The sequence below is a fragment of the Streptomyces sp. NPDC048420 genome, from assembly GCF_040651535.1.
In the GTDB taxonomy this organism is placed as follows: domain Bacteria; phylum Actinomycetota; class Actinomycetes; order Streptomycetales; family Streptomycetaceae; genus Streptomyces.
This window is the reverse complement of record NZ_JBEZKG010000003.1, coordinates 118889-142318: the sequence shown is the minus strand read 5'-3', so window position 1 is coordinate 142318 and position 23430 is coordinate 118889. Positions and strand designations below refer to the sequence as shown.

The 23430-nt window shown below is 69.5% G+C and carries 20 protein-coding genes; 6 read left to right on the top strand and 14 right to left on the bottom strand.

Annotated features, from left to right (window positions below; genetic code table 11):
• Window positions 1-7 precede the first annotated feature (7 nt).
• Genes AB0D34_RS05705 through AB0D34_RS05695 form a run of 3 tightly spaced genes read right to left on the bottom strand, consistent with a single transcriptional unit; the run spans window position 8 to window position 5849 of the window.
• Entirely contained in the window at window positions 8-2080 is a 2073-nt protein-coding gene (locus AB0D34_RS05705) for a non-ribosomal peptide synthetase (protein ID WP_362656955.1), read from the bottom strand.
• Between the two features lie 56 nt (window positions 2081-2136).
• Window positions 2137-4602 carry a Pls/PosA family non-ribosomal peptide synthetase gene (locus tag AB0D34_RS05700; RefSeq protein ID WP_362657811.1) on the bottom strand — a complete coding sequence of 822 codons (2466 nt, stop codon included), beginning with the start codon at window positions 4600-4602 and terminating at the stop codon, window positions 2137-2139.
• A 38-nt stretch (window positions 4603-4640) separates the two neighbouring features.
• Entirely contained in the window at window positions 4641-5849 is a 1209-nt protein-coding gene (locus tag AB0D34_RS05695; RefSeq protein WP_362656952.1) for a heparan-alpha-glucosaminide N-acetyltransferase domain-containing protein, read from the bottom strand.
• Window positions 5850-6434: 585 nt separating this feature from the next.
• Between AB0D34_RS05695 and AB0D34_RS05690 the strand changes: the two genes are divergently transcribed.
• Together AB0D34_RS05690 and AB0D34_RS05685 are read left to right on the top strand one after the other, a co-directional pair.
• Window positions 6435-7565, top strand: coding sequence for a YihY/virulence factor BrkB family protein (locus AB0D34_RS05690; RefSeq protein ID WP_362656949.1), 1131 nt, complete (start codon window positions 6435-6437; stop codon window positions 7563-7565).
• Window positions 7566-7583: 18 nt separating this feature from the next.
• Window positions 7584-8252, top strand: a complete 669-nt coding sequence (locus AB0D34_RS05685; RefSeq protein ID WP_362656946.1) for a helix-turn-helix domain-containing protein — start codon at window positions 7584-7586, stop codon at window positions 8250-8252.
• Here the strand turns inward: AB0D34_RS05685 and AB0D34_RS05680 are convergent.
• Both AB0D34_RS05680 and AB0D34_RS05675 read right to left on the bottom strand, forming a co-directional pair.
• On the bottom strand, window positions 8238-8636 hold the full coding sequence (locus AB0D34_RS05680; RefSeq protein WP_362656943.1) for a VOC family protein: 399 nt from the start codon (window positions 8634-8636) through the stop codon (window positions 8238-8240). The two genes, AB0D34_RS05685 and AB0D34_RS05680, sit on opposite strands and share 15 nt — an antisense overlap.
• A 52-nt stretch (window positions 8637-8688) precedes the next feature.
• On the bottom strand, window positions 8689-9321 hold the full coding sequence (locus tag AB0D34_RS05675; protein WP_362656940.1) for a VOC family protein: 633 nt from the start codon (window positions 9319-9321) through the stop codon (window positions 8689-8691).
• Window positions 9322-9592: 271 nt separating this feature from the next.
• Here AB0D34_RS05675 and AB0D34_RS05670 point away from each other — a divergent pair, with 271 nt between their 5' ends.
• The gene (locus AB0D34_RS05670; RefSeq protein WP_362656938.1) at window positions 9593-10132 is read left to right on the top strand and encodes a peptidoglycan-binding domain-containing protein; all 540 of its coding nucleotides are present in this window, start codon (window positions 9593-9595) and stop codon (window positions 10130-10132) included.
• 33 nt (window positions 10133-10165) lie between these two features.
• Here AB0D34_RS05670 and AB0D34_RS05665 read toward each other — a convergent pair whose 3' ends face one another.
• The 9 genes from AB0D34_RS05665 to AB0D34_RS05625 form a co-directional block, all read right to left on the bottom strand.
• Entirely contained in the window at window positions 10166-10600 is a 435-nt protein-coding gene (locus tag AB0D34_RS05665) for a helix-turn-helix transcriptional regulator (RefSeq protein ID WP_362656935.1), read from the bottom strand.
• A 160-nt stretch (window positions 10601-10760) separates the two neighbouring features.
• Entirely contained in the window at window positions 10761-11024 is a 264-nt protein-coding gene (locus AB0D34_RS05660; protein ID WP_362656932.1) for a hypothetical protein, read from the bottom strand.
• Window positions 11025-11197: 173 nt separating this feature from the next.
• The gene (locus AB0D34_RS05655; protein WP_362656930.1) at window positions 11198-12241 is read right to left on the bottom strand and encodes a substrate-binding domain-containing protein; all 1044 of its coding nucleotides are present in this window, start codon (window positions 12239-12241) and stop codon (window positions 11198-11200) included.
• 178 nt (window positions 12242-12419) lie between these two features.
• A complete protein-coding gene (locus tag AB0D34_RS05650; RefSeq protein WP_362656927.1) occupies window positions 12420-14012 on the bottom strand; it encodes a glycoside hydrolase family 43 protein in 1593 nt (530 codons plus the stop codon).
• Window positions 14009-14917 (bottom strand): carbohydrate ABC transporter permease, encoded by a 909-nt coding sequence (locus AB0D34_RS05645; RefSeq protein ID WP_362656924.1) that lies wholly within the window; start codon window positions 14915-14917, stop codon window positions 14009-14011. The genes AB0D34_RS05650 and AB0D34_RS05645 overlap by 4 nt, the downstream gene beginning before the upstream one ends.
• Complete coding sequence (locus AB0D34_RS05640; protein ID WP_362656921.1) at window positions 14917-15801, bottom strand: sugar ABC transporter permease; 885 nt, start codon at window positions 15799-15801, stop codon at window positions 14917-14919. Before AB0D34_RS05640 ends, AB0D34_RS05645 begins: the two co-directional genes overlap by 1 nt.
• Before the next feature lie 19 nt (window positions 15802-15820).
• Entirely contained in the window at window positions 15821-17155 is a 1335-nt protein-coding gene (locus tag AB0D34_RS05635; RefSeq protein ID WP_362656918.1) for an extracellular solute-binding protein, read from the bottom strand.
• A gap of 372 nt (window positions 17156-17527) precedes the next feature.
• Window positions 17528-18628, bottom strand: a complete 1101-nt coding sequence (locus AB0D34_RS05630; protein ID WP_362656915.1) for a LacI family DNA-binding transcriptional regulator — start codon at window positions 18626-18628, stop codon at window positions 17528-17530.
• A 239-nt stretch (window positions 18629-18867) separates the two neighbouring features.
• The gene (locus AB0D34_RS05625; protein WP_362656912.1) at window positions 18868-19881 is read right to left on the bottom strand and encodes a hydroxyacid dehydrogenase; all 1014 of its coding nucleotides are present in this window, start codon (window positions 19879-19881) and stop codon (window positions 18868-18870) included.
• 291 nt (window positions 19882-20172) lie between these two features.
• Between AB0D34_RS05625 and AB0D34_RS05620 the strand changes: the two genes are divergently transcribed.
• Genes AB0D34_RS05620 through AB0D34_RS05610 form a run of 3 tightly spaced genes read left to right on the top strand, consistent with a single transcriptional unit; the run spans window position 20173 to window position 23377 of the window.
• Window positions 20173-21522, top strand: coding sequence for an extracellular solute-binding protein (locus AB0D34_RS05620; protein WP_362656909.1), 1350 nt, complete (start codon window positions 20173-20175; stop codon window positions 21520-21522).
• On the top strand, window positions 21519-22517 hold the full coding sequence (locus AB0D34_RS05615) for a sugar ABC transporter permease (protein WP_362656906.1): 999 nt from the start codon (window positions 21519-21521) through the stop codon (window positions 22515-22517). Before AB0D34_RS05620 ends, AB0D34_RS05615 begins: the two co-directional genes overlap by 4 nt.
• Window positions 22514-23377, top strand: coding sequence for a carbohydrate ABC transporter permease (locus AB0D34_RS05610; protein ID WP_362656903.1), 864 nt, complete (start codon window positions 22514-22516; stop codon window positions 23375-23377). Before AB0D34_RS05615 ends, AB0D34_RS05610 begins: the two co-directional genes overlap by 4 nt.
• Window positions 23378-23430 lie beyond the last annotated feature (53 nt).

Here is a 23430-nt window from a genome sequence, read left to right as displayed (position 1 = left end):
GTTCCTTTCAGCTGCGCCGGTCGAGCAGGTCCGCCAGGTCCGCGAGGACCGGGTGGCGGACGACGTCCTTGAGGGTGATCGCGCGGTCCAGGGCGATCGCGAGACGCACGGCGGACAGCGAGCTGCCACCGCGGTCGAAGAAGTGGTCGAGCCGGCCGATCCGGTCGGCGGGAACACCGAGGACCTCGGCCCACGCGGCCGCCAGCCGCCGCTCGCCTTCCGTCACGGGCTCGCTCGCCACCGTGGCGTCGAGGTCCTCGGCGAGCGCGGTGAGCGTGCGGCGGTCGGTCTTGCCGTTGGCGGTCAGCGGCAGCCGCTCCCGCCAGTGCACGACGGCGGGCACCATGTACGACGGCAGCGACGCGGCCAACCGCTCCCGTACCGTGTCCGCGCCGACCGGCTCGGGCCCGGTGCAGAACGCGGCGAGCTGGGCGCCCCGGACGACCACGACGGCTCCGTCGCGGACGCCGTCCACCCGCAGCAGCGCGTTCTCGATCTCACCGATCTCCACGCGGAACCCACGGATCTTGATCTGGGTGTCCCGGCGGCCGAGGAACTCCAGCCGGCCGTCCGGCCGCCAGCGCCCCACGTCACCGCTGCGGTAGAGCCGCTCACCAGGCCGGTGCGGGTCCTCCATGAACGCGGCCGCGGTCCGCTCGGGGTCGTTGACGTACCCGCGCCCCACGCACACCCCGGAGAAGACGATCTCACCCGGCGCACCGAACGGCACGGGGACCAGGTCCTCGTCCACCACGTACACCCGCACATTGCGCACCGGCCGCCCGAGCGGCACCCGGTCGCCGTCCGGCACCCGGTCCATGACCTCGTGGTTGGTGTCGTCCGAAGTCTCGGTCAGTCCATAGGCGTTGGCCAGCCTGATCCCGGGCGCGTTGGCGAACCAGCGCTGCACCAGCTCCCGCTTGACCGCCTCACCGGTCACCGACACACAGCGCAGGTCGGCCAGTTCACGCGGCCGCTGCCCCAACTCGGCCAGTACCGCCTCCAGATACGACGGCACGATCTGGAGCACGTTGACCCGTCCCCGGACCACCGTGTCCACGAACCGCGGCACGTCCAGGATCGTCTCCTGGTCGACGACCACGGTCCGCCCGCCCACGAGGGTGGCGGCGAGCAGCTGCCACAGGGAGATGTCGAAGCACTGCGGCGCGGTCTGCGCGACCACGTCGTTCTCGCCGATCCCCAGGTCCTCGATCTTGGCGAGCACATGGTTCAAGAAGCCGGCGTGCTCGCACATCGCGCCCTTGGGCTCACCGGTGGAGCCGGACGTGAAGTAGATGTAGGCCAGTTGACCCGCCGCGACCGGGACCCCGAGGTCGTCGTCCGCGTGGCCCTCGGTGTACACGTCTTCCACGAACAGCGTCCCGTCGGCCGTACCGGAGAGGGAGCCGGTGCTGCCCTGCTCCGTGACGACGAGCTCGCAACCCGCCCGCGACAGCGTCCTCGCGACCCGCTCGGCCGGGAAGTGCGGCTCGACGGGCAGATACACCCCGCCCGCCTTGAGCACGCCGAGTACGGCCGCCATCCAGTCCAGGTTCCGTTCCATGACGACGGCGACGACATCCTCGGCCGTGAGGCCACGGGCCAGCAGGGCCCGACCGACCTGGTTGGCCCGGGAGTTGAGCTCGGCGTACGTCCACTGCCGCTCACCTTCCACGGCGGCCACGGCGTCCGGGTGCTTCTCGACCCGCTCCTCGAACAGCTCGTGCACGCGCCGGTCCGGGAGTTCACGGTCAGGGCCCGCCAACCCCTCTAGTTGGAAGCGGAGTTCGTCCTCGGACAGCAGGCTGGTGCGGTCCGGGTCGGTGAGCGCGGTGAGGTGGTAGCCGGCGATGCGGGCGGCGGCGTCGGTGTCGAGGACGCCGGTGCGACAGCCCAGCCGAAGTGTGCCGTCGGTGATGGTGACCCGCAGTTCGTCGTCGGGCGTGCCGAGGGCGGCGAGGACCTTGGTGTGCGCCGTCAGCAGCGCGGCGGGATCGGTCGGTGTGCCCTCGGGCAGCCGGACCGCGTACTCCGTGACATCCGGTATCGGACCGGGCGTCGGGTGCGGAACTGTTTCCATGACGTGCTTCCCCCTGTGTGTTCTTCGTTCAGGCAGTTCGGGCCGCGTCGGGCCCGTCAGACGCCTCGCAGCGCCACCGCCGGATTACCGCCCCAGTGCGCCCCCGGCGGCATCTCTTCGCCCTTCATCAGGAAGGCGTCGGCACCGAGCACCGCGCCGTCGCCCATCCGGACGCCGTAGTGGACCAGCGCGCCCGCCCCGAGGGTGCAGCCGTCGCCGATGACGATGTGGTCGGACTTGAAGGTGCCGTCCTCCTGGGAGTGCGACTGCACCTTGGAGTGGGCGCCGAGCGTGCAGTCGTCGCCGATCGTGGTGAGTGTCCGCTCGGTGATGGCGACGCCGTCGTCGAAGACCCGGCGGCCGATCCGCACGCCCATGAGCCGCCAGACGACGTTCTTGAAGGGCGTGCCGTTGAACACCTTGAGCTGGCCGTCGGGCACCTTCCACAGGCGCTCGTGCCACCAGAAGTACGGGTCGTAGATGGAGCACAACCGCGGCTGCAGCGGCCGGAACCGGGTGATCAGGCGCTCGACCATGACGTAGTAGCCGACGGTCAGCACGAAACCGGCCATCAGGTAGGCGCTGATCAGCAGGGAGCCGAGGGCGCCCTGGCCGCCGTAGAGATCGAGGACCGCGAAGCCGAGCAGGGTCAGTGCGAACCAGTGCAGCCACCGGACGAAGAGAAACAGGGCCATGGAGCGGGCGTTGAAGCGGTTCTTGGCGGACAGGCGGCGGCGCAGCTCATCACCCTCACGCAGGTGGTCGAAGCGCCGGTCACGTTCCACCGTGCGCGGGATCTCGAAGGGCGGTGAGCCCAGCAGACCCACTCCCTCGCGGAGTTCGCCGTCGAGCGGGACCATCACCTTCGTCGCGAGCAGGCAGTTGTCGCCGGTACGGCCCCCGACCGGGTAGGCGATGTGGTTGCCGAGAAAGTTGTGCCCCCCGATCGTGACCCGCGAGACACGGAACGAGGTGCTGGAGTACTCGGCGTTGAGGACCGAAAGGCCGTCGGCGACCATCGTGCCGCTGCCGACGGTGGCCAGGTAGGGCGTCTCGTGCGCCACCTCGGTGCCGAAGTTCGAGCCGGTCTGCTCGACGTGAGAGAGGTCGTAGCCGATGGACCGCAGGTAGGGAACGATGTACGAGCTGTCGCCGCACAGCCACTTGAAGAACTTGATGTTGGTCATGCGGGCGATCGCGCGCTGCACCGAGTAGTGGTAGCCGTACAGCGGATAGACCCGGTCGGCTGTGAGCGTCAGGTTCAGCAGCCGGGGCAGCACGGTCACGGTGACCAGGCCCATGGTGATGGAGCCGAGGAAGAGGGCGAGGGACAGGGCCAGGGCCTGGGCGTAGAAGGCCGTCGTGGTCAGTTCGTTCGTGTTCGGTTCGAGGAGCGGGCCCAGCGCCGGGACGAGATCCATCACCAGGTAGGTGCCGCCGATGCCGAACGGGACGTACACCAGCAGGGTCTGGAGCAGCGCCACCAGCGCGTAGCCGAAGCGACGCGGGGTGGTGCAGCGGGCCGCGGGCACGCGGATGTGGTCGACGTCGGTGGGGCGGGCCGGTGAGCCGTGCCAGCGCTGGCCGGCGGGGATCGCGGCGCCGTCGTACAGCGCGGAGGAGTGGCCGAGTTGGCCGCCGTCGCCGATCGAGGTGCCGATGTCGAGGACGGTCTTCTCGCCGACGAACACGTCCCGGCCGAGGGTCACGGGGCCGGTGCGGATCCGGCCCGCGTGCGCCCGGTAGCCGAGGAACAGGGAGTCCTTGCGGATCACCGTGCCGGCGCCGACGGTCAGCAGGTCGGTGGCCACCGGCACCGAGTGGGACAGGATCGTGACGCCCGGGCCGATACGGGCGCCGAGGGCCCGCAGGTAGAGGACGTACAGCGGGTTGCCCGTGAACAGGACCATCGGGTTGGCGTGCAGCAGCGCCTTGACGAGCCAGAAGCGGACGTAGGCGAGGCCCCACACCGGGAACTCCGTCTCCTTCCAGCGGCCCACCAGCACCCACTTCGCCACCACCGGCAGGGTGCACACGGTGAGGAACAGGGCGCCGCCGAAGACCAGCGAGCGCAGGTAGACGGAGAGCAGGCCGTGGCCGCCGGATATCCAGGAGTACCCCCCGGCCAGGGCCGTCCCGGCGGTGAAGCAGTACACGGCGAACAGGAGGAACTGCAGGACCCCGCACAGGACGTAACGGGCGGTGCTGCCAGGCGGCGGGGGCGGCTCGGCCGGTCGGGCGGGCGCCGGTTCGGCGGCCGGGACCTCGGCGAGCGCCGCCGCCAGACTGCGGATCGTCGGATGGCCGTAGACGTCCCTCATCGACACCGCCGGCAGGTCGCCCCGCTTCCTGACCCGCGCGCAGAACTGCGCCATGACCAGGGAGTTGGCGCCCAGGTCGTCGAAGAAGTGGCTGTCGATGGGCACTTGATCCGTCTTCACGACCCCGGCCAGCACCTCGGCGAAGACCTGCGCGGTGCCGTTCGCCGGGGCGACTGTCGTGATCTCGCCGGGATTTACCACCACTTGAGCTCCTAGATCATTACTTTTGGTCTTATGGACTATTCGGTGTGCCTGCTAAGTCGGACCGGGCCGTCCACCGGTTCCGGGGGTTGCGGCGGTGTTACGGCCTCGCGACACCGCCGGGCCGCGCCTGCGACGACCGTTTCCAGCGGGCCACGCCCGACGTGCCGCCACGCGAGGGCGAAGAGGAGCGCTCCGGTGGTCATGACGGCGTAGAGGAGCTCGGGGGAGTCGGAGAGCGCACCGGTGGCGAGCAGGAGCACATGGGCGGCGTACAGGGTCAGCGGCATGCTGCCCGCCGCTGCGAGCGGTGTGAGCGCCCGCGTGAGAAGGGCGCTCCTGGTCAGCAGCAGGGCGCCGCCGAGGATGGCCGCCGCCGAGCCCAGGGTGAGGAGCATGTCGAACGGCGTGGTGGTGTGCGGCGCGCGGGAGAGCAGGGCCCACCAGGTCACGCCGTCCGGGCTGTCCCACAGGGCCTCGGCGCGGGAGGCGCCCGGGAACTCCGCGCGCCACAGCTGCCGTAGGCCGTCGAACCGGAACAGGACCAGCGACGACACCGCCCAGACACCGGCGACCAGGGCGAGGCCGCCTCCGAAGAGCCGGGGCGCGATCCTTCGGGACGTCAGGTCCACTCGGCCGAGGGCGAGTCCGGCACACAGGTAGGCGGTCCAGGCGAGTACCGGGTAGTCGCCGTGCACCAGCAGGTCCGAGACCAGGCCGAGCGGGTCGGTGACGACGTCCTGGAGGACCGGGTCGCCGTCGAAGGCGGGCTCGGGCAGCACGCCCCGCAGTGCGTGGACGGCGAACGGGGCTCCCAGGGCCAGGGTCAGGGACAGGGCCGTCAGGGTCCGCGGGCCGAGGCCGAGCAGTGGGATCGCGATCAGGAACAACAGGGCGTAGAACGCCAGGATCACGTCCACGTCCAGGTCCGCCGCGCGTGAGGCGTAGCCGAGCAGCAGTCCGATCAGCGCGATGACGCCGGCCCGTGCCGCCACCGCGGCGGCCGCGGGCCGACCGGTCACCGGCCGGCGGCCGCCGGTGGTGAACGCCAGTCCGATCCCGGCCGTCACGGCGAACGTCGCCGAGGAACGGCCGCCCGCGAACATCCATGCGGGCGTGGGCGATCCGGCCTCGTCGAACGCGCCGAACACATGAACGGAGAACATTCCGAGCAGTGCGAGGCCCCGTGCCACATCGACCCCCACGACGCGCGGCACGGCATGCTTCGGTGTGTACGGAGCAGGCATGGGAATTCTCCAGAGAGAGATACGGCGGAATAATGCCCGCTGTTCACCGCGCAGCGGAAAATCATGATGAAGAACCCCCGTGTTTCCGGTGTGCCGGAAGAAAAAGAAGTGCCATGAGACACTGAGTGAAAGAGGAGAAGGAGCGGTTCGGTATGCGCCTGGAGTGACCACGCGGCGGGTGCGGGGCGGCCGGTTCGAGCCTTGGTCAGGGCTCTGAGAATGCAATCCGAATTGTTTCGATGCGCTCATGAACGGGTCAAGCGCGTTTCAGTCAATGGCGGTTTCTTGCTGGTCGACCGTTCCCTGTCGGTATGACCCGTTGGTGCCGTTCCGTGGCGCCACCGGGGAACTCACCCCATGGGTGGTGCATATACCATCGGGCATTCCGCTTTCCGGGGCCTCGAAATCCGGCCACCGGGTTCATGACAGAAAAGGGGTTCGATTTCCTTGACCATTTCCGAGGAGTTGCCCGGCGTTTTCCGCGGCATGACGGAACCGAACACGAGCGGGCGTTCCCCGCACGGATGTGCTCCCGACCGGGACCGGGGGATGAGTGCACGCTCCCACGGCGGATACCTTTAGGTCGTGCAGGCAGCAAGCGAATCCCCTCAACAGCCCTCCGGCCGGCTCCACCGGGCCCGTGCCCTCTACCGGAACGTGTCGAAGCGCAGGACCGCCTGGCTGCTGCTCAAGGACACCGTCAACTCGTGCATCGAGTACCGCATCCTCGGGCTCGCCGCCGAGGCCGCGTTCTTCTCACTGCTGTCGGTGCCGCCCCTGCTGCTCAGCCTCATCGGCCTGCTCGGCTACGTCGACGACTGGACCGGCACCGACACCATCAACAGCCTTGAGGCCAACATCCTGGACGCCGCGCGCACGGTCCTGTCCGACAAGGGCGTACGGCAGATCGCGCAGCCGATCCTCGACGACGTGATGAAGGGCGGCCGCCCCGACGTCATCTCCGTCGGCTTCCTGTTCGCCCTGTGGTCCGGGTCGCGCGCGGTGAACGTCTTCATCGACACCATCACCGTCATGTACGGCCTCGACGGGGTCCGGGGCATCGTCAAGACCCGGCTCGTGGCGTTCGCCCTGTTCATCGCGGGGCTGCTGCTCGGGTCGGTGGCGCTGCCGCTGGTGGTGGCGGGGCCGGACGCGGTCGTACGGATCGTGCCGTGGTCGGAGACGCTGGTGCAGGTGTTGTACTGGCCCGTGGTGATCGTGCTCTCCATCGCCTTCCTGACGACGCTGTTCCACGTCTCGGTACCGGTGCGCTCACCGTGGATCGAGGACGTGCCGGGCGCGCTGGTGGCCCTGGCGATGTGGGTGCTCGGGAGCTTCCTGCTCCGCATCTACCTGCAGAACACGATCGAGGGCGCGACGATCTACGGCTCGCTGGCCGCGGCGGTGGCGGTGCTGCTGTGGATCGGCGTCTCGGCCTTCGCGGTACTGGTGGGCGCCGCGGTGAACGCCGCGATCGACCGCGTGTGGCCGGCGGCGGCGACGGCGGCGGCGCGCGCGGCGAACGAACGGATGCGGGAGGCGCAGGTCGCGGAGTACGTGGCCCGGGCGGCCGCGGGCCACGAGACCGACCCCGACGACCCCGACATGCCCTCCGAGTTCCCGGAACGCTGGTCCCGCTTCCTTCCTCCGGAGGACGTGACGGCCAGGTTGCGCGCGAAGACGACACATCCCCCGCAGAAACCGGAGGGTTCCTGAGAGGGGCGCGTCGTAGCCTTGGTACGTGTACAGGGAAGGCCCTCCACGCTCTCAGGTGCTGTCGTTTGGACCGGTGACGGCTCCGGGCGGGTCCTGCCCGACGGGTGCATGGACCTGCTCTGGAACGAGGGGCGACTGCTCGTCGCCGGGCCCGACACCCGGGCGTACGTCGCCGGAGGCGCCCCGAGCACCTGGGTGGGCCTGCGCTTCGCTCCTGGTTCCGCGCCCGCCTTCCTGGGAGTGCCCGCTCATGAACTGCGGGACCTCCGTGCCGAGTTGGCCGATCTCTGGCCGGCTTCGGAGGTACGGCGGCTGCGGAGCCGTATCGCAAGGGCCGCGGACCCCGCCACGGCCCTGGAGGAGATCGTCCTGGAGCGTGCCGCACCGCCGGACCCCCTCCTCGGAGCCCTCGTCACCTCGCTCGACGCGGGCCGCTCCGTCGCCGTGGCCGCCGACGAACTCGGCCTCGGGGCACGCCAGTTGCACCGGCGATCCCTCGTCGCGTTCGGGTACGGGCCGAAGACGCTGGCCCGGATCCTGCGCTTGCGGCGGGCTCTCGTGCTGGCTCGGGGCGGAGTGCCGTTCGCGGAGACGGCGGTGCGCAGCGGGTTCGCGGATCAGGCCCATCTCGCGAGGGACGTCAAGGAGTTGGCGGGAGTACCGCTCGGGCGGCTACTCGACGGCTAGCGGCGCGTACAGGTCGACGCCGTTGCCGTCCGGGTCGTGCAGGGAGGCGTAGCGCTGGCCCCAGGGGGCGTTCCACGGCTTGAGTTCGCCGTGATGGCCCTCGCTCACCAGCTCCTCGTACACCGCGTCGACCTCGGCGGGGTCGGCGCAGCGCAGCGCGAGGCCGGTGCGGCTGCCGCCGGCCGGTGGCTGCCAGCCGGGGAGGAAGGAGCGGACCGTCTCCTCGGTGTCGATCATCAGCCGCACACCGCCAGGGAGTTCGGCCTCCGCGTGCGGCTGCGTCTCGGCCCCTTCGGGGAACGGGAACCCGAGCCGCCGGTAGAAGGCGACGGAGGCGGCCATGTCGGAGGCCACCAGACCGATGGCGTCGAATCGTGGAGTCATGGGGGCAGCGTAGGCACGGGCCGTTCCTCGGGTCTTGAAGGAATCGGACACGTCAGTCGAAGGTCACCGGCCCCTGTGGGGTGTCCACCGTGAAGGAGAGTCCTACCGGGCCCTCGGCGAGGGGGAGCTCGGTGTCGAGGGCGGCGAGCAGGGGGCGGATCCCGGCGGGGGAGGGGGCGGTCGCCCGCAAGGAGAGAAGGGGAGTCGTGGGGAGGTCCGAGGCCGTCGGGTGGGCGGAGGTGCCCCAGTCGATCAGGAACGGGACCAGACCCGAGGGGTGCTGGGAGTCGCCGTCCGTCAGGCGCCACCGCAGGAGCGTGCCGTCGGGTCTGCGGCGGCTCATCGGGCGGATGTCGCCGGGGTCGTAGCCACGGGCCCGGGCCCTGGCCACGGCCGTGTCCAGGTCGGGTGGGCTGATCGCCCAGGTCACCGTGCGGGCGGCGGCGAGGGTGTCGACGTCGAAGGGGCGCGGGCCCGTCGGCTCCGGCTGGTCCGGGTCCGGGCCGATGATCTCCAGGTAGGCGGTGCCGCCGAGGGACACGAGGTGGTTGCGGGTGCCGAGACCGACATGCGCACCGCCGGGGGCGGGCGCCACCCCGGTGCGCCGGGTGAGCTCGGCGACCGTCGCCGCCAGGTCGGGGGTCGCGAGGACGAGATGGTCGAGGCGTGCCGGAATCGCGTTCACCGCGCCGAGGCTACGCACAGCGGACCGCACGGTGGAACACCTTCCCGGCCCCCGTCGGCCGTCCCAACCCGTCCCCGCAGGTCCCCGTACGTCCCGCTCTGCCGGACCACTTGGCCGTACCCGGGGTGGACCGTCCCCCGTCGGTCCGGGGACGCCGGCAGGTCTCGCCGTGCGCACCTCAGGGCTGTGACGCTGTGCCGTGCCAAGCGAAGCGAGCCGCCCCAGGGGGAACCACGGGGGGAACCACGGCGGTTCGGAAAGGGAGAACTCCATGAGCATGCGCAAGCGGGCCGTCGCGATGGTGACGGCCGCGTTGCTGGGCGCCGGGGCCATCGGCCTCGCCGTGGCGCCGGCGGCGGACGCGGCCTCGTACCACGGCATCGACGGCAACGGGCCAGTGAACGACGACTGGCAGGACGAGGAGAATCTCAGCGTCGACGACTACACCGACAGCAACGCCACCGCCCTGTGGCAGTCCGTCCTGTACGCGGACGGTGCGCTGTGGCAGGACGAGGACGGGGACTGGCACAACTTCTCCAAGCGCCAGATCGACGGCTCGTTCGGCCCGCAGACCGAGTCGGCCACCCAGTGGTGGCAGGAGCACTACAACCTCGCGGAGAACGACGGCGTCGTCACCGACCAGAGCTGGGAGTTCGCCCAGAAGTGGCTGCTCGGCCCCTCCTCGGGCGGCGGCGTCAGGTACCACGGCGACAAGCGGGACGTCGACCTCAAGCGGGTCAGCGGCAAGTACCGGGTGAAGCTCAAGGGCACCGGCTCCTGGCGGATCGCGTACTACGACCAGCTCGGCTGACCGGCACCGGCGGGGGAGCGGGCGGCCGTGCGGTCACCCGCCCCCCGACGGCCACGCCCACAACACCCCCGCCACCAGCAGCACGATCACGGCGAACGCGACCAGCGCCGCCGTACGCCATCGCCGGTACTCGAGGCCGGGAGCGACCACCGCAACCGCCTCGGGCACCACCTCCGGCACCACGGCGGTGACCACCGCGCCGTTCGGCCAGACCGGATCGGCCAGGTCCCACAGCGCCAGCAGCCGTGCCTGGTCCGCGCCCGCCACCCGGCACAGCGCCTGCACCGCTCCCCGCGGCGGCTGCTTGGCCCCGTTGAGATACCGCTGCCAGGACGACTTGCTGTACGCCGTGCGCCGGGCCAGCTCGGCGAGGCTCAGATCCGTACGGTCCTTGAGCTGCCGCAGCTGCTCGACGAGGTGCCGGGCCTCCCTCGGCAGTGAGTCGGGCAGCGGCCGCCAGCGCGTCATGGTCGTCCCCCAAGTGCTCGCCGCCGCCCCGACCGGGACCGCGGCCCCCCTCCCCGCCGCAACGTTCGACGCCCGTCCGCCCCGGCCAGTTCCCCTCGCCCACAGATGACCGGAAGTGAACGAAACCGACGGTCAGAGCTCTGAGAACGCTGGGCCGGGCTCAGCCCCCACCGTCGACCCGGCTGACGACCTGTCGGAGTTCCCGGGCGCTCCTGCGGGACAGGGCCCGAGTCGCCGTGTCGAGGAGGACACGGGCCTCGAACGGGTCACCGCAGCAGTCCCAGTGGTCGTCGCCCCCCTCGTAGTCGCGCCACTGGTCGCGCTCGGGGCGGCGTACGTGGTCCTTCCACCGGCGTACGGCCGTGCTGACCTCTCCCGGCCGCAGGTGGTTGCGGGTGCGTTCGAGCTGGGAGATCTCGGACATCGCCCGCGCGGACAGGCCGTCGATCTCCGGGCCTGCCCGTGGTGTGCGGCGCCCGGGGAAACGCGCCCGGACGCGCCTTGGCCGGCTACGCGGCATGCACCTTTCGGTTCGTCGTCATGCCGGACATCGTGCCAGGAACCCGAACGGTGTCGAACGGAATTCGTCGCCGGGACTCAGCCGCGCGGCGCCGCCGTGCTCGCCCGTTCCACCAGCCGCGTCGACAGTTCCGTCCTCGTGCTCTCCGGGCGGTCGCCCTCCATCATGCGGACCAGGAGACGCAGGGCCGTGGCCGCCATCTCCGACAGGGGCTGGCGGACCGTGGTGAGGGGCGGGGTGGTCCAGCGGGCCTCGGGGAGGTCGTCGAAGCCGACGACGCTCATGTCGTCCGGAACCCGCAGACCCCGCTCGGCCAGGGCCTCGTAGACGCCGAGGGCCATATGGTCGGAGCAGACGAAGACCGCGGTGGGAGGCTCGGGCAGGTCGAGGAGTTCGAGCATGCGGCGGTGGGCGACGCTCTCGTCGAAGGCCGCGTGACGGACGTACTCGGGACGCTGCCGTACCCCCGCCGCCGCCAGCGCGGAACGGTAGCCCGCCACCCGCGCCCCGCTGCACATCTTGCGGTGGTGCCCGGCGACTACCGCGATCCGCTCATGGCCCAGCGCGAGCAGGTGCTCGGTGGCCGTCACCCCGCCCTGCCAGTTCGCCGCGCCCACCGAGACCACGCCGGCCGGCGGCTCCACGACCGGGTCGATCAGGACGTACGGGATGCGGTGCTGGTCCAGCCAGCCGTACTGCGTCGGTGTCAGCTCGGCCAGGTTGAACAGCACCCCGGAGGAGCCGCGCGCGGTCAGCTTGTCCATCCAGCCGCGGTCCGGGCGCCCCGCCCGGGTCCGGGTCAGCCCGGCCGAGACCACCACCTCGAGGCCGGCGTCGTGGGCGGCCGCCTCCACCCCGTGCAGCACCGCCCCCGACCAGGAGGTCTCCAACGAGTGCACGACCAGGTCGACCATCCCCGAGGCCTTCGTCGCGTCGAACCTCGGTCTGCGGACATAGCCGAGCCGGTCCAGCGCCTCGGTGACCCGGCGGCGGGTCTCGGGTGCCACGTCCTCCCGCCCGTTGACCACCTTGGAGGCGGTCGGCACCGACACTCCCGCCTCCCGGGCCACGACCGCGAGCGTCGGCCCGGCCGCCACGCTCGCACTCCCCGTGCGGACCATCGGGAACCACCTCTCCGGCCCGCCCGAGGGCCATGAAAGTTTCGACCAGCGCGAAAACAGACAGCGCGAAACAGTAAGCGCTTCCTACCCTAGGTTCGCCGGGTGAAGTCGGGAAGAGGTCGGGCTTCGCAGGTCTTCGTGGTCCCGTCGCTTTCGAAACTTCGAACGCGGCGGCAAGCTATCCGCAGTCGAGCCGGAACCCGCTGAAATCAGCCATGAACTCTGCGTCGACCAGGTCCACCGCATGAATTCCGGCCATCGCACCCGTGAAGCGGAGCTTGGAGCCGTGATCGTCGGAGAGTCGGGTGAAGTCCAGCTCCGGACCGACGGGGGTGCGTACCCCGTCCTCGTCCGCGTGCCAGAAACGGGCCGACCCGTCCGCTACGGTCACCCCGAGCCTGAACGCGCTTTCCCCGTCGACGTCCACCACGGACACCTGCCGCGTGCTCCCCTCGTCCCGCTCGACCAGCCGGAGCACGGTCCGTCCGCCGCCCCGCCACTGCTGGCCCCGCTGCTCCTCGCCCTCGGGCTCCGCCCAGGTCACGTCGAGGGCCAGATACGACTCGGTGTTGTACCAGAGCACCAGCCCCGCGGCCTGCGTGAACGTGCGCGGCCGTGCCTGGACGACGACCTCCGCCTCCGCCCGGTGCTCGGTGATCCGCCGGGCGAGCAGACTGTGCGCCCACCGCGACTCCGGCCCGTGCCGCCCGCGCAGCCGGATCCAGCCGGGACGTACCGCGGCGTCCGCCCAGGACGGGTCGGGAGCGGCCCGCAGACTGCTCCACGGCCAGCCCAACGGATGCTCAGGAGCCCCGAGTTGCTCCAGCGGTCGCGGCTGCGTCGACACGTCGACCTCGACCGCCGGATGCGCACCCCCGTGACGCAACCTCGGCCAGCCCTCCGCGTCCCACGTCACCGCCTGGACCGCCGTCTCACGGCCGAGCGGGCAGCGCGGCCCCTCCGGCGTGTCCAGCGGACGGGCCGCGAGGTGACTCAACACCCAGCTGCCGTCCGGCAGTTGGACCAGCTCACCGTGGCCCGCCTTCTGCAACGGCACCGAGGGATCGTCCCGGGACGTCAGCAGCGGACGGTCGTCCAGCTCGTACGGGCCGGTGATCTCCCGACTGCGGGCCACCAGCACCCCGTGCTCGAACCCGGTGCCGCCCTCGGCGAGGACGAGGTAGTACCAACCGTCCTTCCGGAGCAACTTCGGCCCCTCGACGAGCCGTTCGTGCTGGAGCAGGAGGTGGGTGTCACCGACGGGCGCCAGCGTCTCCCGGTCCAGCTCGGTCAGCACGATCCCGGCGAAGCGCCGGCCGCCCGGGCGATGGTCGTTCTGGAGGTTGAGCAGCCACAGCCGGCCCTCGTCGTCGTGGAAGAGGGCGGGGTCGAAGCCGTGGCTCGCGATCCGCCGCGGTGCCGTCCACTTGCCGGCCGTTTCCGACGCCGTAGCGACATACGTGTCCGTGTCGAAGTACGGCGTTCCCACCGAGCGGACGATCGAGTAGACCACCCAGAAGCGCTCGCCGTCCCAGCTCAGCGACGGGGCCCAGATGCCGCCCGAATCGGGGACGCCCGCAAGGGAGTCGCCCGGGACCGCGCCCTCGACATGACCCGCGTACTCCCAGTGCGCGAGGTCACGGGAGCGGTGGATGGGGATCGTCGGGAACCACTCGAAGGAACTGGTGGCCACGTAGTACCAGTCGCCGACGCGGACCATCGAGGGGTCGGGGGCGAAGCCGCGGATCACCGGGTTGTGCAGCACGGTCACTTGAGGGCTCCGAGGGTGACGCCGGTGCGCCAGTAGCGGCGCATCGCGACCATCATGATCGCCATCGGGACGATGGAGAGCAGGGCGCCGGTGAGGACCAGGCTGGTGAGGTCGACGCCGGACTCCAGGCGTTTGCCGGACCAGTTGTAGAGGCCGATGTTGAGGGTCCAGTTGTTCTCGCCGCGCAGCACGGTCAGCGGCAGGAAGAAGGCGTTCCAGGTGTTGACGAAGGCCAGCAGGAACACCGTCGCGCCGCCCGTCGTCATCATGCGCAGCACGATGCTGAAGAAGATCCTGAGCTCGCCGGCTCCGTCGATCCGGGCCGCTTCCAGAAGCTCGAAGGGGATCGTGGCCTCGGTGTAGACCTTGGCGAGGTACACGCTGAACGGGTTGATCAGACAGGGGACCAGCATCGCCCAGGGCGTGTCGACCAGGCCGATCTCCGAGAACAGCAGATACAGCGGCAGCGTGAGCAGCGCGATCGGGATCAGGAAGGAACCCACCACGCACGCGAACACCAGGTTGCGGCCCGGGAAGTCGAAGCGCGCGAGGCCGTAACCGGTGGCCAGCGCCAGCAGCGTGCCACCGAGGGAGCCGACACCGGCGTACAGGAACGAGTTGGCGGTCCAGCGCAGGAAGATGCCGTCCTCGTAGGTGAACAGCTGATGCAGGTTGTCCCACAGATGCCAGCCGGAGAACCACAGCCCGTTGCTCTGGTAGAGCCCGGTGCGGTCCTTCGTGGAGGCGACGATCAGCCACCACACCGGAAACAGGCTGTAGACGCTCGCCAGGGACAGGCCGACGAGAAGGAACCGCTGCCCGCCCCGTGAACGGGCAGCGGAGTCCGGGGTGTTGAGACGGCGGACGGACTGCGTCCTGCGAGGGCGTTCCTCGGTGAGCGTCATCAGTCGGCCTCCTTCGAGGTGAACCGGTAGAACAGGAAGGAGGCGACACCGAGGATCAGGGCGAGCAGCACCGAAAGAGCCGCCGCGTAGTGGTAGTTGCCCGCGTTGAACGCCTGGTTGTAGATGATCATGATCGGGGTGAAGGAGTCGCTGACCGTCTGCGGGGTGACGTTCCTGAACAGCGCCGGCTCGTTGAAGATCTGGAGCATCTGGATGATGGAGAGCATGCCGGTCAGCACCAACGCGCCGCGCACGAACGGGATCTTGATGCTCAGCGCGATCCGCCACTCCGTGGCCCCGTCCAGGCGCGCGGCCTCGAACAGCTCGCGGGGCACGCCCTGGAGTGCCGAGTAGATGATGACCATGTTGTAGCCGATGCCGTGCCAGGTCAGCAGGTTGCCGATGGACGGCCACACCATCGACGGCGCGAAGAAGTTCCAGGAGAACCCGAAGACCTCGCCGAGCGGGGTGAGCGGACCGACGTCCGGGCTGTACAGGTTCAGCCACACGATCGCCGCGACCACGCCCGGGATCATGTACGGCACCAGGAGCAGGATCCGGAACCGCCCTGCCGCCTTCGAGGAGAGCGAGTCCAGGAGCAGCGCGAGCACCAGACTGACGAGCAGCATGACCGGGATCTGCACACAGGCGAACAGCACGACCCGCAGCACGGACCCCATGAACGCCGAGTCGGTCAGCCCCTGCTGGTAGTTGTCGAGGCCGGAGAACTCGTCTGTCGTGCCGCCGAGGCCCAGTCCCGAGGACTGCGACCGGTACAGCGACTGGTAGACGGCGTACCCGATCGGCAGCAGGTACAGGAAGACGAAGCCGAGCTGGAAGGGCACCGTGAAGGCGGCGCCCTTCCAGCGCAGGGAGCGAATCATCAGTAGCAGCCCTAAGCCTCTAGCCCTTGACGCTGATGCCGCGGGACTTCAGGTCGTTGACCGTCCACTCCTGCATGTGGGCGAGGAGCTCCGTCACCGTCTGCTCCTTGCTGACCACCTTCGCCCAGCCGGCCTGCATCTCGGTGAACATGGCGGTCCAGTCCGGCCCGAAGGTCCAGTCGGTGGTGACGGTCTTCAGGCTGTCCTTCACGACCTGCTGGCCCGCCTGGTAGTTGGACCCGAGCAGCTTCTCGGAGACCGCCTCGGGCACGTACGAGTCGCTGTCGGCCAGCGCCGGCATCACGCCGTTGCCGGTCGTCGGGCTCGCCATCGTCTTCACGGCGTCGGTGTTCGTGGACATCCACAGCGCGGCCTCGGCGGCCTGCTCCTGGTTCTTGCAGTCCTTGGTCACCAGGGTCACGCTGCCGGTCAGGTTGGTACCGGCCGGGGTCTTGGCGGCCTCACCCGCGAAGGTCGGCCAGGGCGACAGCGCCCAGTCGCCGAACGACTTGGTGAAGTTCTGCACCATGCCGGCCATCTGCCAGGTCGAGATCTGCCGGGTGGCGGTCCCGCCGGTGTCGTAGTTGCGCTGCACGGCCGCGTAGTCGGCGAACGACAGCTTGCTGTTGAGGTCGTTGTCGATGATCTCCTGGATCACCTTCGCGGCCTTCAGGGTGCCCGCGTCCTGGAAGTCCACCTTCCAGGAGTTGCCGTCGATCGCGTACCAGTGCGCCCCGGCCTGCATGGCGAGCACCTCGAGCGTGCTGGGGTCCTCACCGGCGTAGTTGGTGATCTTGACGCCGTGCTTCTTCAGCTCCTTGCCCGCGGCGATGAACTCGTCCCAGGTCGTCGGCGCCTTCAGCCCGTACTTCTTGAAGATGTCGGTGCGGTAGATCGTGAACGCCGGCGCGGAGGCCGTCGGAACGCCGTAGATCCTGCCCTGCACCTGGCCGTTGGCCCAGGCGCCGGAGTTGAACTTGTCCTTGCTCGACTCGACGTACTTCGTGATGTCGGCCAGCGCGCCCTGAGCGACCCAGCTCGTCACGTACTCGGCGGTGTTCTGCACCAGACAGGGGGCGTTGCCCGCCTTCACCGCGTTGGTCAGCTGCTTCTGCATGGTCAGCTGGTCGGTGACCTTCGTGTACTTCAGCTGGATGTCCTTGTGCGAGGCGTTGAACGCCTTGACGACCGCGTCCTGGCCGTTGGCCCAGCCCCAGAAGGGGAGGGTGACCGGCCCCGACGACTGCGAGTCGCCGGAATCGTCCGACCCGCCGCACGCGGTGAGCAGACCTGACAGCGCGAGTCCCGCAACGGCGACGCGGGCGAACCTTCTCCGGGGGCTGCTGAAGTTCATCTGACCGTGTTCCTTCGGAAAGTAGGGCTTCTCGGAGAGGAGAGAGGGGATCGGCGGCTCGGTGTCGGCCGGAAACGGCGGCCGGAAGTCTCGTCGGCTCGCGGTTGCGGGGGGTCGGCCCAGCTGAAGCTGTAGTAACCGGTTGCTGGGACGTTAGGCCGAGGGTCGTGTGGTTAGCAAGAGGTAGTCGGCAATTTGTTACGCCGGTTTGTCCTGGAGGTTAGCTCGGAGAGCGGTCCGGACGGCCGGGCGAGAGCTGACGTACTGCCAGCTCAGAGGCGTTTCCGTGCGGCGGGCAGGCCGCGGGGAGGTCTTCCGGAGTGACCCGTACCGCTCCCGGGGATCTATGGAAACCGTTTACGAAACGATCTCTTACTCTGCCTGCCGTCCGGGTCGCGCGGGCGGCCGTACGGAGTTCCGTACGACGACATGGGTGCCCAGCACCAGATGGTCCCCGTCGGCCCCCCTGCGCCGCGGCCCGCCCCCCTCGCGCCGATCGGCGACGGCACGCAGGGCGACCCGCCCCATCTCCTCGTAGGGGACGTGCACGGTGGTGAGCTGGGGGGTGAGCTGCGAGGCGAGCGGGATGTCGTCGTACCCGACGATCGACACGTCTTCGGGCACCCGCAGGCCGGCCGCCCGCAAGGCCTGCATGGCACCGGCCGCGACGACGTCGGTCCCGGCGAGGACGGCGGTGAAGCCGAGCCCGTCACGCAGGCACTCCTCGACGGCCTCGTACCCGTGCTCGTAGTCGTAGGGCCCGTGGCGCACCATGTCGGCCTCGAAGGGCACGCCGTACGCCTCGAAGGCGCGCCGTGCTCCTTCCAACCGCCCCTGGGCGGTGGTGAGTTCGGAGTGCCCCGGCAGCACGAGCACCTTCCGGTGCCCGGCCGACAGCAGATGGCTGGCCATCGCGTAGGCGCCGCCCTCGTTGTCGTAGTCGACGGTGGTGGCCGGTACGTCGCCTTCGAGCGGGGGCCGGCCGACGAGCACCAAATGCGACCCGGCGGCATCCAGGGAGCGTGCGAACCGGGCCATGCGCAGCTGGTACTCGTCGTAGTCGTAGGCACCGCCGAGCAGCACCACGGCCGCGACCCCCTGCTGGCGCATGAGGTTGACGAGGGCGAGCTCCCGCTCGGGATCGTCCCCGGTGGTCCCCACCAGCGACAGCCATCCCCGCAGGGTGGCGGCTCCTTCGACGCCCTTGGCCACGTGGGCGAACGCGGCACCGGTGATGTTGTTGATGAGGATGGCGACGGTGGGTGTGCCGCCCCCGGCCAGCGAGCGGGCATGGGCGTTGGTGACGTAGTCCAGGTCGCGGACGACCTTCATCACCCGGCGGCGCAGGTCCTCGGAGACCGGGTAGTTTCCGGACAGCACCCGCGACACACTGGCCACGGACACCCCGGCCCGCTCGGCCACGTCCCGGATGGTGGCCCGTCCGACGTCCCCGGACGCCTTGCGCTGACTCACCCTTGCGGCTCCTTCACGGTCGTGGCCGGGGGTTCCGCCCCATGCGGGTGCGGAAACCGTATCCCATTGTTACTACGGCACGATTCCGACGGCGTAGGTACAGCGGACCGCAAGCGCCCACCAACTCGGCCTGCACCCCGGACACCGACCGAACCGATGCGGTGCGGGTACATGAAGCAGCAAGCAGCCCCCGGCCAGGTAAAACGAACCCCGCCCGGCCAAAACACCCCCCGCCCACCTCAAGCCACCCGAGCCATGTCCGCATACCGCACCTCATGCACCAACCCCACCCCCGCCCCCACCCGCTCCAGCTCCTCCACCACGATCCGCCCCAGCCGCTCCAGCTCGTTCCCCAGCGACCCCGCGATGTGCGGCGTGAGGAACACGTTGGGCAGCCGGTACAGCGGTGAACCAACGGGCAGCGGCTCGGGTTCCGTGACGTCGAGCACCGCGCGCAGCCGCCCGGAGACCAACTCGTCGGTCAGCGCGTCGGGATCGACCAGCGCCCCCCGGGACGTGTTGATGAGGACGCCCCCGTCCCGGATCAAACCGAGCCGGGCCCCGTCGAGCATCCGGTAGGTCTCCGGGATGTCGGGCGCGTGCAGCGACACGATGTCGCTGTGTCTCAACAGGTCCTCCAGCGACAGGAGTTCGGCTCCCAGTGCGCCGGCCTCCGCGGGACTCACGTACGGGTCGTGCAGCAGCACCGTGAAGTCGAACGGCCGCAGCAGTTCCAGCAGCCGCCGTCCCACCCGGGACGCCCCGATGACCCCCACCCGCCGCCCCACGTTCCCGGTGGACGCGGTCTCCGCGGGCGGCGGATACGCATGGGTGACCCGGAACCGCTCCCGGTGATCGAACGCGTCCTTCCCCCACAGCAGGATCATCGCGAGCGTGTACTCCGCGACCGGCAGGGCGTTGCCGGTGACCGCGCTGGAGACGGCGATCCCGCGTTCCCACACGGCGTCGCCGACGAGGGAGCGGACGGAGCCGGCGGCGTGCAGGACGGTCCGCAGCCGGGGCGCGGCGGTGAGGACCGCGGTGTCGAGGCGGGGGCAGCCCCAGCCGGTGATGAGCACGTCGGCCCGGGCCAGCGCGTCGGCCGCGGCAGGGTCGCTGAAGTCCTGGACGACGAGCGCGGGGTCGAGGTCGGCGGCCTCGCTCAGCCGGGTCATCAGGGGTGGGGGAAAGAGCAGGGGGAGGTGTACGGGATCCATCGCGAACACGGCCCTGGGTGGCTGAGGGCTGGGCATGTCACTCCTGACACACTGAGTGGAAACATGGAAACAGTTTCTGAAAACGCCTTCTACGGCAGATCTACCGTAGGTCTGGCCTCCAGGGGTGGTCAATCGCTGAAGAAGCCTTGACAGCAACCGGTTTCTCCACCGGAGCCCATGTCGGCGAGGTTACACAGTCTTTTCGAAAGTTCGTCAAGCCTCTTGACGCGGTTTCCAGCCAGGGCCGAAGCTCTGCCCCAACGCAGCAACCGGTTGTCGAAAGGTTGCCGCGTGCCCATGAACGGACAGAGCAGGAGGTGGTGCGTCGTGCGCCCACATGCCGGTGCAGCGCTGAGCCGCCGCCGTTTTCTCTCCCTTTCCGCAGGCGGTGCCGTGGCGGGAGGGGCTGCGCTGAGCGGCTGTGCTCTCCAGGTCTCCACCGGGGTCAGCGGCTCGGGCGAGACCATCACGATGATGGTCAAGGCCGACGACCTCTCGCCCGATCTGGTCAAGCAGGCCAAGAAGGAGACCGGCGTCACGATCAGGCGGGTCGACTACGACATCACCAAACTGATCGCGATGCTCACCAGCGGCAACCCGCCGGACCTGGTGCGCGCTGTCGGTGCCACGGACGCGGCGTACTTCGCGGCCCGGGACGTGATGGAGGAGCTCGACCCCTACTTCGCCAGGAGCAGTGTCCTCAAGGTCGACGACCTGGACCCGGTCAACGACCTGTGGCGCTACGACGGCAGGACCCAGGGCAAGGGCCCCCGCTACGGCATGGCCAAGGACTTCTCCCAGGACTCCATGTTCTGGTACAACACGGCGGCCTTCGACAAGAAGGGCGTCGACTACCCGTCGGAGACCGAGCCCGTCACCTTCGAGGAGTGGCTGGAGAACTCCCAGCGCCTCACACAGCGTTCGAAGGGCCAGACGACCGTCTTCGGCGGCAGCTACAACGGGCTGCTGAAGCTCACGCTCATGGCGACCATGACGGCCTCGGCCGGCGGCAGCCTGTTCAGCGACGACTTCTCCCGCGTCGACTTCACCACCCCCGAGGCCCGCAAGGCGCTGGCCTGGTACATCGACTACTGCAAGCTCAAGGTCGGGCCGAGCCCCATCCTTCCCGACCCCAACGGCTGGGACGGGCCGACGTTCCAGGCCGGACGGATGGCCATGTCGAACTCCGGCTACTGGATGGGCGGCATGATCGGCACCGACAAGAAGCTGGCCGAGGTCTCCCGGCTCGCTCCCGCCCCGGTCTTCGCGGGCGGCCCGCGCATCAGCGCCTGCCAGGGCGCCACCGGCCTGTGGATGCCGCGGAAGGCGAAGAACAAGGACGCCGCGTGGCGGGTCTTCGAGTGGTTCTTCGGCGAGGCACCGGCCAAGGCCCGCGCCTCCAGCGGCTGGGGCATCCCCTCCCTGAAGTCGCTGCGTCCACTGATGCCCCAGCAGGAGGACTTCCAGAAGCGGACGTTGAAGGCGCAGGAGAACGAGCTCAAGCACTTCTCGGTGGTCTCGCTCAGCCCCTACATCACGGGGGACGCCTTCGAGTCCCTCTTCAACCAGGTCACCCCGGCCGCGATGAAGGGCGAGATCTCCGTCGACACCGTCGCGGGACGCCTGAACCCGATCATCAACGAGCAGCTCAAGCGCGGTAAGGAGCAAGTGGGATGACGGTCGATCAGGTCTCCTCCGTCGCGGACCGGCCGCGCGCCACCGCGGATGTCGGCCGCACCCGGTCCGCCGACCGCTCCGGGCCCTCGATGACGACGCGCAGGTACCGCGCGTTCTACATGTTCACCTCGCCTTGGATCATCGGCTTCGCGCTGCTGACCATCGCGCCGATGGCGTACGCGCTGTGGCTGAGCTTCACCACGTACGACGGCATCTCGCCGAACTGGCACTACGTCGGCCTCGGCAACTACAGCGAGCTGATGCACGACTCGCAGACGTGGGACTCCCTGGGCCGCGCGGGCCTGTTCGCCCTGATCTCGGTGCCGCTGTCGATCGTCGCGGGGCTCGCTCTCGCTGTCCTGATGAACCGGCCGATCAAGGGGCGCGGGCTGTTCCGTACCTTGCTCTATCTGCCGGCCGTGGTGCCGCCGGTCGGCGCGGGCATCGCCTTCAAGAACCTCTTCGACCAGAACTCCGGTGCCGCGAACGGTGTGCTGACGTTCTTCGGGTTCGACGCGATCGGCTGGCTGGCCGACCCCTACGCCCGGTACGTGCTCATCATGACCGTGCTCTGGGCGGCCGGGAACGTCATGATCATCTCGCTGGCCGGGCTCCAGGACGTACCCCGCGAACTCCACGAAGCGGCCCGCCTCGACGGTGCGAGCGCCTGGCGGACCTTCCGCAGCATCACCGTGCCGCTGCTGTCGCCGGTGCTGCTGTTCCAGACCGTGACCGGGATGATCGCCTCGGTGCAGACGATCATGCCGATGCTCCTTGCACCCCTGGCCACCACGGGCGGACTCACCACGATCCCGCAGTCCAACTACACGTACATGATCCATGTGTTCTCCGAGTACTTCGCGCTCGGCCGCTACGGATACGCCTCCGCACTGCTGTGGGTGCTCTTCGTCCTGATCCTCATCGCCACCGGACTCATCTTCAGGTTCACGTCCGGCGTGGTGTTCTACAACGTCGACCCGGAGGCGAAGAAGTGACCGCCACCAGCCTGAACCCCAAGTCTCCGGCCCGCGTGCGGATACGCGTCAACCGCCTCGTCCTCTACACGGTCCTCGTCGCCGTCACCGGGCTGTTCCTCGGCCCGTTCGGCTGGCTGGTCCTCACCGGCCTCAAGGCCCCGGCCGAACTGGCCGCCGCGCCCGTGCACTGGCTGCCCACACACTTCCAGTGGCACAACTTCGCCGACGCCTACAAGCTCATCGACTTCCTCGGCTACGCCCGCAACTCCCTGATCATCGCCACGATCTACGCCACTCTGGTCACCCTCAGCTCCGCCTGGGTCGGCTTCGGCTTCGCCCGTCTCTCCGCCCCCGGCAAGAAGACGCTGTTCGGCATCCTCATCGGCTCGATGATGCTGCCGCAGATGATCACCCTGCTGCCGACCTACCTGATCTTCGCCAAGCTCGGCATGGTCGACACGTACTGGCCGTGGGTGCTGTGGGGGCTGTCCTCCGCGCCGTATCTGGTCTTCCTCTTCCGGCAGTTCTTCGCCGGGCTGCCCCGCGAGCTGGAGGAGGCCGCGATCATCGACGGCTGCGGATACGGCCAGATCTTCTGGCGGATCTTCCTGCCGCAGTCCTGGCCGGTGCTGTCCGCCGGCTTCGTCATCTCCTTCACCTGGACCTGGGGCGACTACATCGCCCCGCAGTTGCTGCTGTCCACCGACAAATCCACGCTCGCCGTAGCCGTGATGACCACCTACGTCTCCTCGGCCGGCACTCCGGTCACCAACCTCCAGGCCGCGGCCTCGGTGATGTACGTCGTCCCGATCCTGCTGATCTTCCTCGTCGCCCAGCGCGGCTTCGTCGCGGGCATGTCGACCTCCGGTCTCAAGTAACCACGCGCCCCACGCCTGTTCACACGCCCCGTCGCGTATCGAAGGACATACCT